The sequence below is a fragment of the Lysinibacillus sp. NPDC056232 genome (assembly GCF_042267565.1).
Classification (GTDB): Bacteria; Bacillota; Bacilli; order Bacillales_A; family Planococcaceae; genus Lysinibacillus.
In genome coordinates this window covers 118,505-134,982 of sequence record NZ_JBHJTF010000002.1, presented here as the reverse complement: position 1 = coordinate 134,982, position 16,478 = coordinate 118,505, and the positions used below count along the sequence as shown (strand labels likewise).

General features: G+C 34.0%; 15 protein-coding genes and 2 pseudogenes. 14 read left to right on the top strand and 3 right to left on the bottom strand.

Annotated elements, in window-relative coordinates:
- Positions 1-2: 2 nt before the first annotated feature.
- From arcC to ACFCYJ_RS02715, 4 genes are all read left to right on the top strand, one after another.
- Positions 3-935, top strand: a complete 933-nt coding sequence (gene arcC / locus ACFCYJ_RS02730) for a carbamate kinase (protein WP_376070349.1) — start codon at positions 3-5, stop codon at positions 933-935.
- Positions 936-1,366: 431 nt separating this feature from the next.
- A complete protein-coding gene (locus ACFCYJ_RS02725; RefSeq protein WP_376070347.1) occupies positions 1,367-1,750 on the top strand; it encodes a hypothetical protein in 384 nt (127 codons plus the stop codon).
- 406 nt (positions 1,751-2,156) lie between these two features.
- Positions 2,157-2,432: a hypothetical protein gene (locus ACFCYJ_RS02720; protein ID WP_376070345.1), complete on the top strand. Its 276-nt coding sequence runs from the start codon at positions 2,157-2,159 to the stop codon at positions 2,430-2,432.
- On the top strand, positions 2,422-2,715 hold the full coding sequence (locus tag ACFCYJ_RS02715; protein ID WP_376070342.1) for a hypothetical protein: 294 nt from the start codon (positions 2,422-2,424) through the stop codon (positions 2,713-2,715). Before ACFCYJ_RS02720 ends, ACFCYJ_RS02715 begins: the two co-directional genes overlap by 11 nt.
- 244 nt (positions 2,716-2,959) lie before the next feature.
- Here the strand turns inward: ACFCYJ_RS02715 and ACFCYJ_RS02710 are convergent, their stop codons facing one another.
- Positions 2,960-3,385 (bottom strand): hypothetical protein, encoded by a 426-nt coding sequence (locus ACFCYJ_RS02710; protein WP_376070339.1) that lies wholly within the window; start codon positions 3,383-3,385, stop codon positions 2,960-2,962.
- Positions 3,386-3,557: 172 nt separating this feature from the next.
- On the opposite strand from ACFCYJ_RS02710, the gene ACFCYJ_RS02705 reads away from it, so the two are divergent.
- The 4 genes and pseudogenes from ACFCYJ_RS02705 to ACFCYJ_RS02690 all read left to right on the top strand — a co-directional run bounded on the left by ACFCYJ_RS02705 (position 3,558) and on the right by ACFCYJ_RS02690 (position 6,716).
- Positions 3,558-4,118, top strand: a complete 561-nt coding sequence (locus ACFCYJ_RS02705; RefSeq protein ID WP_376070336.1) for a hypothetical protein — start codon at positions 3,558-3,560, stop codon at positions 4,116-4,118.
- A gap of 215 nt (positions 4,119-4,333) precedes the next feature.
- Entirely contained in the window at positions 4,334-4,534 is a 201-nt protein-coding gene (locus tag ACFCYJ_RS02700) for a hypothetical protein (protein ID WP_376070333.1), read from the top strand.
- Positions 4,535-4,550: 16 nt separating this feature from the next.
- Positions 4,551-4,772: pseudogene (locus ACFCYJ_RS02695) on the top strand (GNAT family N-acetyltransferase); the annotation flags it as partial.
- Between the two features lie 1,021 nt (positions 4,773-5,793).
- Positions 5,794-6,716: pseudogene (locus ACFCYJ_RS02690) on the top strand (alpha/beta hydrolase fold domain-containing protein).
- A 208-nt stretch (positions 6,717-6,924) separates the two neighbouring features.
- Here ACFCYJ_RS02690 and ACFCYJ_RS02685 read toward each other — a convergent pair.
- Positions 6,925-7,401: a MarR family winged helix-turn-helix transcriptional regulator gene (locus ACFCYJ_RS02685; protein WP_376070330.1), complete on the bottom strand. Its 477-nt coding sequence runs from the start codon at positions 7,399-7,401 to the stop codon at positions 6,925-6,927.
- Between the two features lie 220 nt (positions 7,402-7,621).
- Between ACFCYJ_RS02685 and ACFCYJ_RS02680 the strand changes: the two genes are divergently transcribed.
- From ACFCYJ_RS02680 to ACFCYJ_RS02655, 6 genes are all read left to right on the top strand, one after another.
- Positions 7,622-8,845 (top strand): MalY/PatB family protein, encoded by a 1,224-nt coding sequence (locus tag ACFCYJ_RS02680; protein WP_376070327.1) that lies wholly within the window; start codon positions 7,622-7,624, stop codon positions 8,843-8,845.
- Positions 8,842-10,131, top strand: coding sequence for an amidohydrolase (locus ACFCYJ_RS02675; RefSeq protein WP_376070324.1), 1,290 nt, complete (start codon positions 8,842-8,844; stop codon positions 10,129-10,131). Before ACFCYJ_RS02680 ends, ACFCYJ_RS02675 begins: the two co-directional genes overlap by 4 nt.
- Before the next feature lie 29 nt (positions 10,132-10,160).
- A complete protein-coding gene (locus tag ACFCYJ_RS02670; RefSeq protein WP_376070321.1) occupies positions 10,161-10,307 on the top strand; it encodes a hypothetical protein in 147 nt (48 codons plus the stop codon).
- A 287-nt stretch (positions 10,308-10,594) separates the two neighbouring features.
- On the top strand, positions 10,595-10,801 hold the full coding sequence (locus ACFCYJ_RS02665; protein ID WP_376070318.1) for a DUF3311 domain-containing protein: 207 nt from the start codon (positions 10,595-10,597) through the stop codon (positions 10,799-10,801).
- A 7-nt stretch (positions 10,802-10,808) separates the two neighbouring features.
- Positions 10,809-12,290: a sodium:solute symporter family protein gene (locus ACFCYJ_RS02660; protein WP_376070615.1), complete on the top strand. Its 1,482-nt coding sequence runs from the start codon at positions 10,809-10,811 to the stop codon at positions 12,288-12,290.
- Between the two features lie 594 nt (positions 12,291-12,884).
- Entirely contained in the window at positions 12,885-13,457 is a 573-nt protein-coding gene (locus ACFCYJ_RS02655) for a phospholipase D-like domain-containing protein (protein ID WP_376070315.1), read from the top strand.
- Between the two features lie 603 nt (positions 13,458-14,060).
- On the opposite strand, the gene ACFCYJ_RS02650 is transcribed toward ACFCYJ_RS02655, so the two are convergent.
- Entirely contained in the window at positions 14,061-15,623 is a 1,563-nt protein-coding gene (locus ACFCYJ_RS02650) for a glycoside hydrolase family 10-like protein (RefSeq protein ID WP_376070312.1), read from the bottom strand.
- Between the last annotated feature and the right edge of the window lie 855 nt (positions 15,624-16,478).

Genomic DNA, 16,478 nt, shown 5'->3' with positions numbered 1-16,478 from the left:
AAATGGGGAAAAGTGTAGTTATTGCTTTGGGTGGTAATGCCATTTTACAGCCAAAACAAGAAGCAACTTATGATAATCAATTCAAAAACGTAGTGTCGGCAACACGCCATATGGTAGAGATTCGAGAAGCGGGGCATAAAATTGTCATTACACACGGCAATGGTCCGCAAGTGGGGAATATTATTGCCCAAAATGAAGCAGCTAAAAATGTTATTGAACCACTACCAATCCATGTTTGTAACGCAGAATCACAGGGTTTCATTGGTTATATGATGGAAACAGCGTTAAAAAACCACATTAAAGAACGAGGCATTGCTACAAATGTGGTGACATTGCTAACAATGGTTGAAGTGGACAAGGACGATCAAGCTTTTAAAAATCCGACTAAACCAATCGGTGTATTTTTCTCAGAAGAAGAAGCGCAGCGTTTAGAAGAACAAGGCTTTACGATGGCAGAAGATGCAGGACGGGGATATAGACGCGTTGTCCCTTCACCAGAACCAAAAGTGATTCATGGTATAGATGAAATTAAACGGTTAATTGATGAAACGATTGTGATTTCATCTGGTGGTGGCGGTATACCTGTATATCGTGAAGACAGTGGTCAATTACATGGTATTGAAGCAGTCATTGATAAAGATCGTTCAGGATTAAAGCTTGCACAACAAGTGAATGCGGAAGTTTTCATGATGTTAACAGATGTACCAAATGTCTATATCAATTTTGGTAAAGAAAATGAGCAAAAATTAAGCCGTATTACAGTAGCAGAAGCTGAACAGTATGTTGCAGAAGGACAATTCCCAGCAGGTAGTATGTTACCAAAAATGCAAGCAGCTATCGAATTTGCAAAATTAGGGAAAGAGTCCATCATCTGTTCAATAGATCAAGCAGTAGCTGCATTAGACGGAAATGCAGGTACACGCATAACACAATAAGTTTAAAATATGGTTCAAGGACCGTCATCGGTTAAGTTTGCAACGTCATGAAGTGAGTAATCACGGACTATAGACGTTGCAAACTTTTTTATATTTTGTAATAGTACATAAATGGAAGGCCGATTGAATGCTTATCAAAGAGCCACGGACAGTATAGATTAAACCTTAAAAGCACAAGAACTCAATTTTTTAGAAACATTTAAATAAAAGGCTGTTTTCGAAAAGATTGTTGCTATTCAACTCCCATGAAAGAACTTAATCATCTTTCATTTTCTGTGGTGAAGTGTTGATTTTTGGCGCTTCATGGATGGCTAACGGAGCAGGTTAGTTCAATAAAATTTTGTTATAGTTAGAAACATTTGCCAATAGATATCGTCAAACTTACGTATGAATAATAGTGCGAATATTAAAAACCATTAGGAGGGATTGTGTTGAAACAGATTTTACTATTGGTTACTTTAGTGTTATTAATGAGTGGCTGTGTGGATGGGGACAGATATAGTTTTTCAGGAAGTGGAGATAACTGGGACATTCTTTATGAAGTAGTAGTTACAAACGATGTTGAGCAACAAACTGCTGGGAGTATTAAATATATAGGAGATAACAAAGCACCAGAAACGATAGACTATAAAATCCAATATAACAGTTTGGGACAAGGAAGTAGCGATGAGGAAAGCCCATTGAAATTTGGAGCCGTTAAATTTAAAAATATAACTTGTGGAAACTGCGAAATTATCCAAAAGGATGATGAAATTGAAGTGGAAATAATGTGGGAGGGACAAACTGAAAAATTATTATTAACAACTGACAAATGACACCGCTTTAAGATATGTCATTTTTTGCATAAAAAATCATTCCTTAGCGTTCCTAATGGATACGTATTTTTACTAACGGAGCAGTTTACTTGAAGAAGGATGGATAACACTTTTCTAATTCGGGAAGATTAGAAAAGAGGTGAATTTATCTTGAAAAAACTTTATGCACTGATTTAAGATCGTCTTTTTGAATAAACACAAAAAGTCGATTTCTTTTTTAGCAAATCGACTTCTTTAGTGAAAAATGATTGTTAAGCTTTAATTTTACTTTCTATGGATCTGCTTTCACTTGCTTTAATGTTAAAAGGGTTTCTTATTTCACTAACGTCGCAGGATAGTCGAAAAAGGAATTAATGTAAACTGAACAGGACACACTAACTCTAAATATAATTTAGGGGTGATGAAATTGAATAAAATTATTCCTCTTCTATTGGTTGTATTTAGTATATTTATTTGTGGATTGTATTACGGAACAGTAAATGCAAATCCGAACGATACTCCACCTTCTTTTGAGGAGGGGTACACAGAAGCTGGATATAAATCTGTAAAAGTAGCAGTAAAGGAATTTGAAAATCATTTTAAAAGTGATGTAAAGTTACCTAAAATATTACCTTCAATTTCTTTCACACATAAATTTGGAAGGTTTGTTGAAGATAAGAACTATAATGTAAATGATTCATGATTCCTTAGAAATCAGGTTTGTTAACAAAGATATAAGAGAAAATATCTTTAAAATTGACATTCGTCCTTCAAAAAATAAACTGAACTTCAAAAATAAACTGAACTTTAATGGTAAGGAGTATACACTTCAGGATGGTACCAAAGGTATTTATTTCGAAGACCGATTATTTAATTTTTTTGTCTTTGAAAAAAATAATTTGCAGTATTTGTTGGGGATATATAATAAAGTAGCAGATACAGAAACACCTGACATATTAGTCAGAATAGCTATTTCAATTGACTAACTTCTTCAATTAAAATCCATTAGTGGCCTTATAAAACGGGCGTTAATATCATTGAGTTACTTTATTAAACTTACGGGTGCTTCGTCAACAAAGATTTATAAAGTATACAAAATAAATCTTATAAGCATTCCCAAATCAAAGTTAGGTATCGAAATACCCTATTGAAGATTGAGTATTTTGTTTTGGCGCTTTGTTCCTAACCTGGTTTTAGGAAGTTTTTTTCACCATCATTTGAATGAATGTATTATTTTAATCCTAATTTATTTGGATTTCGATCGATAAACTCAATAATATCATTTTTCATATAAGATATAGCATAATCGTAATAAAAGTAACGGTCAATTTCCCCATTATTTAATGCTTTATCTAGTGCTTCAAATTGTTTTTCTGCTAGGTAAAATATCAATTGTTGGGGATAGATATCACGTTTTTCGGCAATTTCAGATATCGTTTTTCCGTTATTCCATTCAGACCTGTATTCTTTTTCACTTATATTAAGGAACTGGTAAAGTTCATCGTAATCATACTTATAATGGAATGTTTGGGGAACCTTTCTCTCATAAATATCTTTAAATTTTTCGTTGTCTTTATTAGCAAAGACTCCAACAACATTTCCAGTTAAATTCAAGGTAGCAAAAGCTATTAATACTAATACAAAAATTCTTTTCATCTTTCGAACCCTCCATTTTACCAATATTATTCCCGTTGGACTGTTATTAATACGTTTTGAATTAATTGATGGTTATTACTAACGGCCACTGAATTGGATACAAGATGATACTAACTTGACAGAATAGTAAAGAACATTTAGGATACGCTACTTCTAAAAAGGAGTAACCTAAATGAAAAATCCAATCTTAATCAGTTTATCTATGGTTATTTTTTCGTTCAGTCTTTCTATGTTATTAGGAAATCCTGTTTATGCACAAACTACACCATCAGATAAGAATGAATATTTATATCCTGCAAATAAGGAAAAAGTTTTTGATGAAACTGTAGATGAATTTTATCAGGCATTAAGGGACCTTAAGTATCCTGTACATCAAAGATATAAGCAGAAATTAAAGCAAGAGTTGGATACTGCTATTTTTAAAGAAATCTCCGACTCATCTGTAAATATTAAGAAAAAGTTATTGTTTAAAGAGGTGGAAGGATTAAATTATATAACTATTGATGGCAATATTCTTCGTACCTACCCCGATATAGATATCAACTACCATCAGACCGTTAGCCCTGATAGGCAAGTTTATTTCTTTTATTCCTTTAAAGACACAGAAAAAGAATTTAGAGGTAGATATGCAATTTATGATGTTGAAACAAAAAAAATGGTAGCAGGAGGGGGTACTTATATGCCAAAGCTTAATCTTACAAGGAACACTTACGATAAAGAAGGATACAATTGATAATATAGTAAAAAGGTTGTGTTCGTCTTGTTCAACTCCCATGAAAGAACGAAATAATCTTTCATTCTCTGTGGTGTATCACTGGTTTTAGCGCTACATGGATGGCTAACGGGGTGCTTTACTTGAAGATTTTTGAGTAGTATAGGCAGATCTTTCTCATTGAACTAACGGTGCGGAATTGTTGAAAACTAAAACCACGAAAGGAGACCTAAATAGTGGATATAAGATTAGCCAAAATCGATGACTTCTCGCAATTGTTGTATATATTGAATGAGGTTACTTTAAATTTACAACAAAAAGGAATACACCAATGGGAATACCCTTGGGATAAAAATAAAATTATAAACCAATTAAAGAATAACTTTTTGTACGTTTTATTAGTAGAGGAAGAAATAATAGGAACATTTTTCCCTTGATGAAAAAGGTAAGTATCTATCTCAAATTGCCATTTCACCCAAGTTTCAAGGAAAAAACATTGGTTCCGCTATAACAAAATTTGCTTGTTTTTTTGCAAAAGAATTAAATAAAACCCTATATTTAGACTGTTGGGCTGGAAATGAAAAGTTAAAACAGTTTTATTCAAGGAATGGTTTAGAATATATAGGTGACTTTCCTGAAGGAAACTATTTCGTTAGTATTTATAAATACAACTAAATATAGTTGCTTACCTACTGATGGGTTCCTCAAAAAAGAAGTAGTCCCTCTATTGTTTTGTTGGGATTTCAGGGTGGGTTAGTGAAAAAGATAGAATAAGATTGTGAAACATTGTACTTAAACTATTGGGTCTTTAGTAGAAGAAGATAGCCAAACAAATAGCAACAATCTTTGAGAAAATAGCCAAATAAAAAGATCTTCTTGCTTGTTTATAGTGAAAGAAAAGAAGTTAAGGCATAATTAATACAATAAATCGAGGACTCCCTTTAAATAAAAGGATAATCGTGTTTGGGAAGATGGATCGGGGCGAAGAAATTCGTCTCTTTTTTATTGTACGGTCGGCATACGTAGGAATTATAGAGGGGAAGCTTCAGAAGCGGAGAGACAGCAGCATTGGTTAGCCGATAGCAAGGGTGTCTGTGGTACGTGGAATCAGAAGGAAGCTGAAGGCAAAGCACAGGCCTGAGGATCACGAATCTCATAGAAGGCTTAGTATGATTGGGGAGTGCGCACTACACTTTCTAACGAAAATTATGTTAGCGTGAATGCTTAGCTCGTTGACTTGTTAAAAAGTTTTCAAGAAAAATGCTAATTTTACGGGTGGGGAACATTTGTTCTGTATCTAGGTTTATAAAAATTCGAGTTAAGAGGGAAGTAAGTCGATTACATACAGAAACGTAAAGAGTTTGAGCAACTACAATTAAAAGAAGCATGGCTATCAAGTATAGAATAGGAAAGTTTTGGGAATATGTCTGTTATAATAGTTGAAATGGAGGCCCATTTTCACTTTTTTTATGAGATGAAAAAGGTTTTTTATTTTGACTTCGAAGCATAGTTCAACCTTTATTCTGTAAATAAAGTAACCAGATGCAGTATAGATCTTAAACGCCTTCGTTCAATGAAGACATTCTATCCAACGTGTTAAATACTTTTGATAGCGATACAAGGCTATTTCAAATCATACCATGTTATGAAACAACAAGATGAACAATAAAAATGTTTAAAGGAGAGAAAATCAAAAATGAGTCTAGAAATTTATAACGGAGAACGTTCAGAAGAAAGTGTTCAATTTGAAAAATGGTTAACTTCCGAAAGTAATAAAAAGAGTTTTTCTAGTATTGAAAACACTAAACAGTTTGTAGAGCAAATGGGAACTGAAAATAGTAAGCCATTGTTATAGGGGATGATGTTCAATTTTTAAGTGATGTTAAGGAGCAGGCATTTGAGGGCATACAGGTTTTCACATTAAATGACCAAGAGTCCCTGAAACAAAAAGTGATTCTATATATTCATGGGGGTGCTTGGACGAATCAACCTTTAAATTTCCATTGGTGGTTCTTAGATAAAATGGCGCAATCTTTGAATGCGAAAATAATTGCTCCCATTTATCCTAAAGTACCTCATTTTAACTATAAAGATACGTATCCAAAAATTTTAAACCTATATAAAGAAATGCTTGCAACTGTTGAAAATTCGAATCAATTAACGATTATGGGAGATTCGGCAGGCGGTAATATAGCACTTGGCCTGGCTCATCTTTTAAAAATGAACAATTTGTCTCAACCGAAAGATATTATTTTATTATCAGCATGTGTAGATATGAGTTTTAAAAATCCTCTTATATCTGAATATGAAGAAAAGGATCCGATGTTAGCTAGTGAAGGAATGGAAGTCATTACAAAGCTTTGGGCAGCTGATAAAGATTTAAAAGACTCATTGATTAGTCCAATATACGGTGACTTAAAAGGACTTGGGAAGATTACTCATTTTATAGGAACACACGAATGTTTATATCCAGATGCAATAAGACTTGATGAAAAACTAACAGAACAGGGAATTGAAATCAATACTTTTGTTTATCCTAAAATGAATCATGTGTTTGTTGTTATGCCAATCCCTGAAGCCCAAGATGCTCAACAGAAAATTATAAATATACTATGTTAATTTAAAGAAATGAGGGGGGAACTGCAGCAGAAGCGGCCACCAGGAGGGAAAACAAGTGGCAGAGAATCTAAAAAAGGCTATGACCATATTCGCGCAAAAATGACAGCTTTATAACGTAAAAAGGAGGGTCTCAAAGTTCAAATTTAGACTTTGAGACCCTCCTTTTCTGCCATATTATCCAATAGTGTATAGTAGTAAAGATAATTAACTACACCTTCGATTTTTTGTCATTTAGCACGCTTTGTGTCCTTTGATTGATTAAGTTTAAGATTGTTATATACTTTTGAAAATCTTCAGTTGTAAATTGCTCAAGGTTCTTCAAATGACTCCGATATTCCTCTAAATCTAGATTTTTATGATATGCATAAACGATTTTGCCTTTTGGTGTTAATTCAATATTCAATTCTCGATAATTGTCCACATTTCTATATTTAATTATTAAACCTTTTTTAATTAGTTTATCAACCATTTGAGAGACAGCACTTTTTGTGCAATTTTTAATTTCTGCAATTTCAGAAGTAGTAGTTTTTACTTGATCTCCAATTAAGTTGAGTGTATGAACTTCTATCATATACAATTCATCTTCTGTGCCATATTTTCTTGGAATATTTTCATATGAACTAATAAGCCTAGATGTCTCGTAAATCGTTTCCATTAGCTCATAAAAAACCTTCTCTTTATCCACAATGCATCACCATCCCCATAATTGGTAGCGAATTTAACTTCATTTTAACATATAGGAAATCTATATTTAACTTTTGTTTTGAATCTAATTAATTTTATGAATATTCTGAAATTAATATTGACGATTTTACAGTTAAGGTGTTAAACTGAGAAAAATTTAATCTAAACGTGTCGAAAATTGCGATTAAGTAGAAAGATGACACAACAAGAGGGGGAGACCATTGAAATATAATTTTGATGAAGTGGTTAATCGGAGAAATACTTATTCCTTAAAATGGGATGGCGAAGATTTAATCAAAACAATGGGTTATACAGAAAGGTATGACTATGAGACCATTCCACTATTTACAGCAGATATGGATTTACCCGTACCGCAACCATTGATAGATGCACTACATAAAACAGTTGATCATCGAATTTTTGGATATTCTGTTTTTCCAGATGCGTACTTTGAATCAATTCAGCATTGGTTTAAAAAAAGACATGATTGGACAATCAAAAGAGAAGAGATTGTATACAGCCCTGGAACAGTACATGCCTTGAATATAGCCGTAAGAGCATTAACTAAACCTGGTGAGGGCATCATCATTCAACGTCCTGTTTATCCACCGTTCACAGCTGTGATAGAAGGACATGGAAGAGTTGTTCGAAATAATGCGTTGAAATATGACGCAGAAGGGTATTACACAATTGATTTTGAGGATTTTGAAGCCAAGGCAAAAGAAGAAAATACAACAATGTTCATTCTCTGCAACCCACACAATCCGACGGGAAGGATTTTAGCATACGAGGAATTAAAAAGGCTTTCAGATATATGCGAGGAAAATAATGTGATTATTGTAGCTGATGAAATTCATGGGGATCTCATTAGAAAAAAACAAAAATTTATACCCATTGCAAAAGTTGCAAAAAGTACCGACCATATCATCACGTGCACAGCGATCAACAAAACATTTAATGTTGCAGGTCTGCACTGTACAAATGTTATTATTTCTAACCCAGAAATTAGAAAAAACTTTAGTGACACAATGGGGATGCAGTTACCATCACCGTTTACAATTGCAGCCCTGATAGCTGTTTACAACGAAGGAGAAGAGTGGTTAGAGCAAATAACAGACTATATGGACGACACAATGGCGTATGTGAAAAATTACTTAGCTGAAAAAATGCCTACAGTCAAAGTTAGGATTCCTGAAGGAACATACGTGATGTGGATGGACTTTAGTGGATATGGTCTTCCGGCTCAAGAGGTTCATGATCGTATCTATAACAAAGCCAATGTGTTACTTGAGGATGGTCACTTGTTTGGAATTGAAGGTGAAGACTTCCAAAGAATCTGTATCCCATCACCAAGACCACTTATAAAAGAAGCGCTTGAAAGAATCGCATTAGAATTTCAAGAAATCGAATCTAAAAATCAATTGGAAGAGGTGTATAGAGAATGAAAACAATTGAATTTGAGCTTAGTGCATTAAAAGCTGCAAAAGCAATAGAAGATTATGTAATTGAGATAAGAAGAGATCTCCATAGACATCCTGAAATCGGATTACAAGAAGTGCGAACAATGAGAGTGGTTACAGAGGAGTTAACTAAATTAGGCATTCATTATGAAATGGTCCCTAATGGCGGAATTATTGGTTATATTCAAGGAGGAAAACCGGGAAAAACTTTAATTCTTAGGGCAGATTTAGATGCACTTCCGATGAAGGAAGAGAAAAATAATTTAAAAAAGAAGAAAGTAGTAATTTCTGAGTCTGACCAAGCAGCTCATACATGTGGGCATGATGGACATACAGCGATGCTCTTAGGTGTAGCGAAAATCTTAACTCAACACCTAGACAATATTAAAGGGAGAGTGCTTCTCGCTTTTGAACAAGGGGAAGAAATGGGCGGAGGAATTTATAATCTCTGTAAACGATTACACGAAATTGGAGGAGACGGAATTTGGGGTATCCATTTAAAATCTGATCTTCCGACTGGGAAAATATCTGTTGAACCAGGCCCAAGAATGGCAGCTTCTTTTGTTTTTGATGTCTTAATAAAAGGAAAAAGTGGACATGGTTCAAGACCAGATTTATCAGTTGCTCCATTAGACTGTTTTACCGATTTTTATAACAATTTAAAAGCGATGAGGTTAAATACTCTAGACCCTTTTAAAACAATTACCTATTCAATTGGAACGATTAATTCGGGTTCCGCAGCAAATATTATTCCTGAAAGTTTACAGTTCTCAGGAACAGTCAGATATTTAGATGATCACCAAGGTGCCCATGCTGCAAAAGAATTTAAGAGAATCCTAGAAAAAGTCTGTGACCTGCATAATTGCACCTATGAATTTATGATAGAACCTAAAGAATCGGATTTAATTGTCTACAATCAAAAAGATTGTGCACAAATTGCGATGGATGCCGTGAAAAATGCAATTGGTATAGATGCATTACATTCAATCCCAGCATGGATGGCATCAGAATCATTTGCGTTTTATGAAAAATACTTCCCAGGTGTGTTTGCATTCGTTGGCATACAAAACCTCGAAGCAGGGATTGGGGCCGAACACCATAATGTTTACTTCGACCTAGATGAAGATGCTTTAAAACTAGGTGTGGCGGCTACTGTACAATACACAATTGATTTTCTAGATAATGAAAAACAAGTTCATTTTACTCCTGATAAAAGAGATATAACTAGTCTATTTATTGATAACGGATTCCAGCAATTAATAAATGAATAAAATATATTTAACTTCTTTCAGCAAGTGTTTTGGTAGCGAAAGCGAAGCGTCAGCTACAAATGTCTTTTGTACCGAAAGTGAAGCGTCAGCTACAGAAGTCTCCAACCTCTATAGGTGGTGAGATAAATGCTGATTTAAGCTTCTTTCAGCGGATGTCCAAACACCAGCTGAAATAGAGGAACTCAGTCTAAGAACGCCACGTCCTGTGGCAACGACTGAGTGACCAACTTCGGTGCTGCTGACGCTGCGTTAGCACTACGCTTTCGCGCAAAAAACATCTGTTGGCCTAAAGCCTCCGGCGGATGTCACAGAATCGGAAAGGAGTTCTTAGGGGATGTTAGCCTAAAATCATCGCATCCATGCGATAACGGCTAACTGACCTGCATCGTGCAGGCCTAAGCACAAAGCCGATTCTAGACACAATTATGCCGAGGCATAATTGATTAAAAAGGAGATAGGGAAAATGACAAAAAAAAGGCTCTGCTATTTACTCTCGTGCATTGCATATTTTGGAATGCCTTTAGGAATTCCTTTTATTAAAAGTGTCGAACCTTATATTTTGGGTCTTCCGTTTCTATTATTTTGGATGGTTTTATGGATCTTTTTAGGAACTAGTTTAATGATTATAGTTCACCGTATAAATCCTAGTGCAAAAGAGGAGACGGAATAATATGATAATTTCAGTTGGAATCATTGCAATTTTCTTAGTGATTGCTTTATTTTTAGGCATTATGGCAAGTAGAGGTAAAGATATGAGCCTTGAACAATGGAGTGTTGGAGGCCGTGGATTCGGATCTATTTTTATTTTCTTATTAATGGCTGGTGAAATTTATACAACTAATGCATTTTTAGGGGTAAGTGGTTGGATGTACGGAAAAGGTGGCGTAGCATTTTACAATATCGCGATGCTGAACTATGTAATTGCTTACTGGTTAACACCCAAAATATGGGCTTATGGAAAGAAACATAGTTTATTATCACAATCTGACTTTATTGAAAAGGCATATAATAGTAAAATTCTCGGCACACTCGTAGCCGTTGTAGGGTTAGTAGCGCTAATTCCTTATTTAATCATTCAATTAAAAGGTCTTGGCATTATCGTTTCCGAAGCTTCCTATGGAGCGATTGATCCGAAAATAACAATTTGGATTGGCACAATTGCAATGATTGCTTATGTTATGGTTTCAGGAATTCATGGCTCAGCTTGGACAGCTGTAATGAAAGATTTTCTTATTCTTGGAGTCGTGTTATTCCTAGGTATCTACTTACCTATACATTATTATGGTGGGATTCAACCAATGTGGGAAGCAATTGAAGCTGTTAAACCAGGGTTTTTAACACTTCCAGACTCAGGTTTTAGCGCCTCATGGTATATTTCAACGATGATGTTAACATCGTTAGGATTTTATATGTGGCCGCATACATTTGTTGCTACTTTTTCAGCGAAAAGTGGAAATGCACTAAGAAATAATGCGATTATGCTTCCTATCTATGCATTATTTTTATTATTTATTTTATTTGTTGGAGCAGCAGCAATTTTGCAAGTTCCAGAGTTAGAAGGAGGCGCTGTGGATTTAGCTTTATTTAAAATCTCCACGCAAACATTTAATCCAGTCATCGTTGGCTTTATTGGAGCAGCAGGGTTATTAACTGCAATTGTACCAGGTTCATTGATTTTGATGTCTGCAGCTACATTACTTGCGAAAAATGTTGTAAAACCTATTCGACCTCAAACTACCGATCAACAAATTGGTATCATTGCTCGCTATTCAGTTCCAGTGATTGCATTAGTTGCACTTTACTTTACTTTTAGTGGTGGTGGAGCAATTACGTTATTATTCTTAATGGGTTATGGTCTAGTTACTCAATTTGTACCAGCAGTTGTATGTAGCCTTTTGAAGAAAAATCCTTTAACTGTACAAGGTGTTTTTGCTGGGATTATTGTGGGTGTCTCGATTGTAGGTTGGCAAGCAGCTACAGGTGCTCATCTAAGTAAGCTGTTTCCAAACTGGCCATCTTACATACAAGATATCAACATTGGTTTCCTTGCATTGACTGTAAATATTTTAGTAAGTTTGATAGTTAGTGCGTTAACTAGGAAAGTAAATATTAAAAATGATGGAATTACTAATGAGAAAAAAGTAGAAAACATTTTATAGCATAGTTTGTATTTTCTGAATATTTTTTATATGAAAAATGCCAAAAGTAAACGGACTATAATCTCTAAAGTTCAAGTAGGAGATTTATTATTTTTATCTGGTCAAATTTCTGTTAATCCGTTATCAAATGAAGTCGTTGTGAATGATATTGTGATTCAATCAATTAAGTTATGAAGAACATATGGGCTATTTTAGAATCCCGACAGATTTAATTAAAAAGATCGTAAAAACAAAGATTTTTCTAAAAGACATGAACCAATTTACTCTTGAAGAATATAGCAAATATCTGGGTGATCGTAGCCAGATCAACGGTAAAGAATCGTATAGCAAAATTAGATGTAAAATTGCTTAGAAGAATCCATTTTTTTATCAAGTATGTAAAAATGGATTCTTTTTTATTCAACTATAAGGATCCCAAAATCATATGTTTCGCAAGATGCAAATAACTACTATCAAAATTAGAAAACATTTTACTAGAGATTCTATATAATATAATTGTTGGAAAAATTGTAGCAAGACGCCTTGTTGACATCCTTTCGACTTATTTAGTGCATACTATATAATAGTAAAGAAATTTCAACAGGAGGGGTGGCCATGACCCGTTCAAAAGCGGTCTTACTTATAGGACTCATTGGCTCTTTGCTCGTTAATATTTTGCTGTTTGATCAAATAATGAAGAAACAGTCTTCACCGTTCGCCTTCAATCAGGGAGAAGTTAGTTTTGCTTTTAGCCAAATGGCAAACGATCCACAAGCTTTGCTACTTCAAGCAATCAATCGAGCGAATAAGACGTTAGACATCGCCATTTATAATATAGAAGATCCAAAGATTGCCCAAGCTATCCTTGATGCGAAGGAGCGCGGGGTACGAGTGAGAGTGATCACTGATGCCAGTAAAGCGACAAAAAAAAGCCAAGTAAAAATTTTGGAGCAATTTCAGCAGTATCAAATTGAAGTAAAGGTTCCTTCATCTAGGAAAATGCATTTAAAAATGGCAATCATTGATGAACAAATGATTGTGCTAGGTTCCTATAATTACACTGAAGCCTCCGCCTATGAAAATATCGAACAATTACTCACTTTATCGAATGAGGAACTGGCGAAGGAATGGACGATACTTTTTTCTAAATTATGGACTCAAAATGAGTTGGTGAAGTGGGATAAGTAAAAAGAGCTAAAAATAATAATTAAAAAAACAAAAGTAGAAATTAGATAAGAATCCAAGTTGGAATTTTTAATTGGATTCTTTTTTATATTTATTAAAGATAATTTGTTCATTTATGGCTGTTTCGTCTCACTATTATTAGTATACTTTTCACTGATATATAACTTCCTATAATTTATATTATGTAAACTAAAATTATTTGGCGTGGAGGAGGGCTTGGATTCGTCTACTACTGTACATGGACATCTGTATATGGACAAGAACTTGCAGACACTTTGGACAAGAACTTCCGGACACCCACTGACATATCTTAATTTATTTTCAATTCGGACAAGAACATGCAGACACTCATATAAAATTAAGTGTAGTCTTTTAATAAAAATTCATTAAAATGTTGCTTTAAAATAAAGTTTGTTCAAAAATTCTTCACAAGCATTTTACGATAAATAAAAAGAATCCATTTTGTAAAAAGATTGATCAAAATGGATTCTTATCCCTCAAATTTAAGATTGGTTTTTATAAAAAAGATCAATTATTTTCTACCAACAGGCTTTGAATCTACAGGTTTTTCTGGTTGCTCTGGCCCTTCAGGTGTTGGCTCTATTGCTACCGGTAATAATTTCCGTCTTTTAGAACAAAAGCAGTTTTACTTTCCACACCTGTAGCAGATATAGACTTTATACCATATGTGTATACTTTACTATTATTTGCAATAGTATCTACATAAACAGTATTACCTTGTGTGTTATAAACCACGTCTACTATATTTTTAACGTCTTCATATGATCCTTCTTTTGTTCCATCAAATCGGTATATTACATATTTCCTTGGTTGAGTACTATTTTCATCTGTAATAGTAAGCTTCATGCCGAAAGACTCTTTACTCAATTTAACATCAGTTGGACATAAAGGTATTGCAGAGCCTTTCCAATAAATTGTAGGTGTTAAAGCTTTATAATTGTATAGTTGCTGATTTAGATAAGAAGCATATCCAAGAGCGTTATTGTTAATACTTCTTAGAGAAAAATGCATTTGCCCTTGAGTATTTTTATTTGCTCTGTTGGCGATTACTTGGCTGATAAGTTCCGTCTTATTATTCCATGCAGTATCAGAATCATTTCCAACTTTATGATTGGCCATGCCAATATATAAATTAACAGGATGGACTTTTGCGTATGTTTGAACTTCCCTTCCCCACCAATCTAATAAAACAGAGTAATTTGCTGCTTTATGATTTCTGGACCAATAGATTTGAGGCGCAATATAATCGATACTTCCATCTTTAATCCACTGTCTTGTATCAGCATAAAGATCATCGTAGTTACTCATTCCATTCGTGTTACTACCAGTAGAATCTTGCCCTTTGTTTCGCCAAATTCCAAACGGAGATATTCCATATTGAACATGAGGTTTAATTGCCTTAATGCTTGCATAAACCTTTTTTACTAATTGATTAACATTATTTCTGCGCCAGTCTTCAATATTATTGAATGAGCCACCATACTTTTTAAAAGTTTGTTGATCTTGAAAAGTCTCTCCTTTTATTTTATAAGGATAGAAGTAATCATCCATATGTACAGCGTCGATATCGTAGTTGCTTACTAATTCTTCTATGGTTGATAATAAGTAATTTTGAACTTCCGGCAAACCAGGATCTAAATAGTATTGTTTACCGTATTTCACTACCCAATTAGAATTTTTACGGGCTACATTATCGGCAGCAAGATTAGTCAAAGATTGCGAAGGCATAGTGACCCTATATGGGTTTACCCAAGCATGAAGTTCTAATCCTCGCTTATGTGCTTCGTCCAGCATTATTTGCAATGGATCAAAACCCGGATTGGTCCCTTGTGTATTGCCTGTTATATACGATGACCATGGAGCAAGCTTAGACGGGTACAGTGCATCATTTAATGGCTTAACTTGAAAAATAACTGTATTAAAGTTATCAGCTTTTAATTTGTCTAAGGTACTTTGAACCCATTGCGTATATTGGGTTTTACTCATACCTGCCTTCATATCAATATTAGATACTGTTGCAATCCAGGCTGCACGCATTTCATTTTGAGGTAGTGAATTAGCTGTAGCCCTTTGATTTGTAAAAACAGGAATAAGTAAAAGTAAAACAAAAAAAGTTACTAAGCACTTTCCAAAAAAAATTTTAAACATAAATAATGAAATCTCTCCTTTTAATTCTCAGCTATTAAAACCTAGCTGTTACTATAACCTAAGTAAATACCATTTCAGCCTATTCTATAAAAGTAGGAACTGATTTATCCTTCTAAATTTTGTCGGCAGGACCCCCTATTGGTAATTTCAATTGTTTGCGAAGCTCGTTGGAAAATTTTATTCTGTTTCTTCGCTCACTATATAATACCACAAATCCCCAATTATTCTCCCTTCACCGGTAATCTCCATTTATTTAAATTCTTGACGCCAATTTTATGATAGCGTTGAATAGCAATCATTTGGTCAATTGTTAAGTTTGTTTGATAAAGTGGACCATACGGTGGAAGGATTGGTAGAAATTCTTCACAAGATAAACATCAGTTTTAACATAAATGTCCAATAAAAAAATCATCTCAAAGGATAACTGAAGAGATGATTTTTATAAAACTTTATTATTTGTTTATCTTAGGATAACGACATTCAAACATATGTAAATAAAGAGTTCAAACATATTATATATATCAAATATGTTCGAACTCTTTTGTTGTTGCTTTGTAAAAAATATTGATTAAGAAGGTGCTACAAACATTGACTTAATTACAGAAGAAAAACCATCATTTTGAAAAAACATTGATCAAAATGAGAGCTTTTTTAGTACATTTGAATATTATTTTGTAAAAAAGATTGATTATTTCGGAAAGCGAATCTTCAACTAACGCACCCCGTTAGCCATCCATGTAGCTCAAAAACCAGCGATACACCACAGAGAATGAAAGATTATTTCGTTCTTTCATGGGAGTTGAATAAGAAAAGAAACGCTTATTCAACAATCGCACCCTTTAACGGAATAACACA

What these genes read in the sequence shown, in the direction of transcription:
- arcC (WP_376070349.1), top strand. Translation starts at nt 3, where the DNA reads ATGGGGAAAAGTGTAGTTATTGCTTTGGGTGGTAATGCCATTTTACAG.
- ACFCYJ_RS02715 (WP_376070342.1), top strand. Translation starts at nt 2,422, where the DNA reads ATGATTCATGATTCCTTAGAAATCAGGTTTGTTAACAAAGATATAAGA.
- ACFCYJ_RS02710 (WP_376070339.1), bottom strand. Translation starts at nt 3,385, where the DNA reads ATGAAAAGAATTTTTGTATTAGTATTAATAGCTTTTGCTACCTTGAAT.
- ACFCYJ_RS02705 (WP_376070336.1), top strand. Translation starts at nt 3,558, where the DNA reads ATGAAAAATCCAATCTTAATCAGTTTATCTATGGTTATTTTTTCGTTC.
- ACFCYJ_RS02675 (WP_376070324.1), top strand. Translation starts at nt 8,842, where the DNA reads ATGAAAACAATTGAATTTGAGCTTAGTGCATTAAAAGCTGCAAAAGCA.
- ACFCYJ_RS02665 (WP_376070318.1), top strand. Translation starts at nt 10,595, where the DNA reads ATGACAAAAAAAAGGCTCTGCTATTTACTCTCGTGCATTGCATATTTT.
- ACFCYJ_RS02655 (WP_376070315.1), top strand. Translation starts at nt 12,885, where the DNA reads ATGACCCGTTCAAAAGCGGTCTTACTTATAGGACTCATTGGCTCTTTG.
- ACFCYJ_RS02650 (WP_376070312.1), bottom strand. Translation starts at nt 15,623, where the DNA reads ATGTTTAAAATTTTTTTTGGAAAGTGCTTAGTAACTTTTTTTGTTTTA.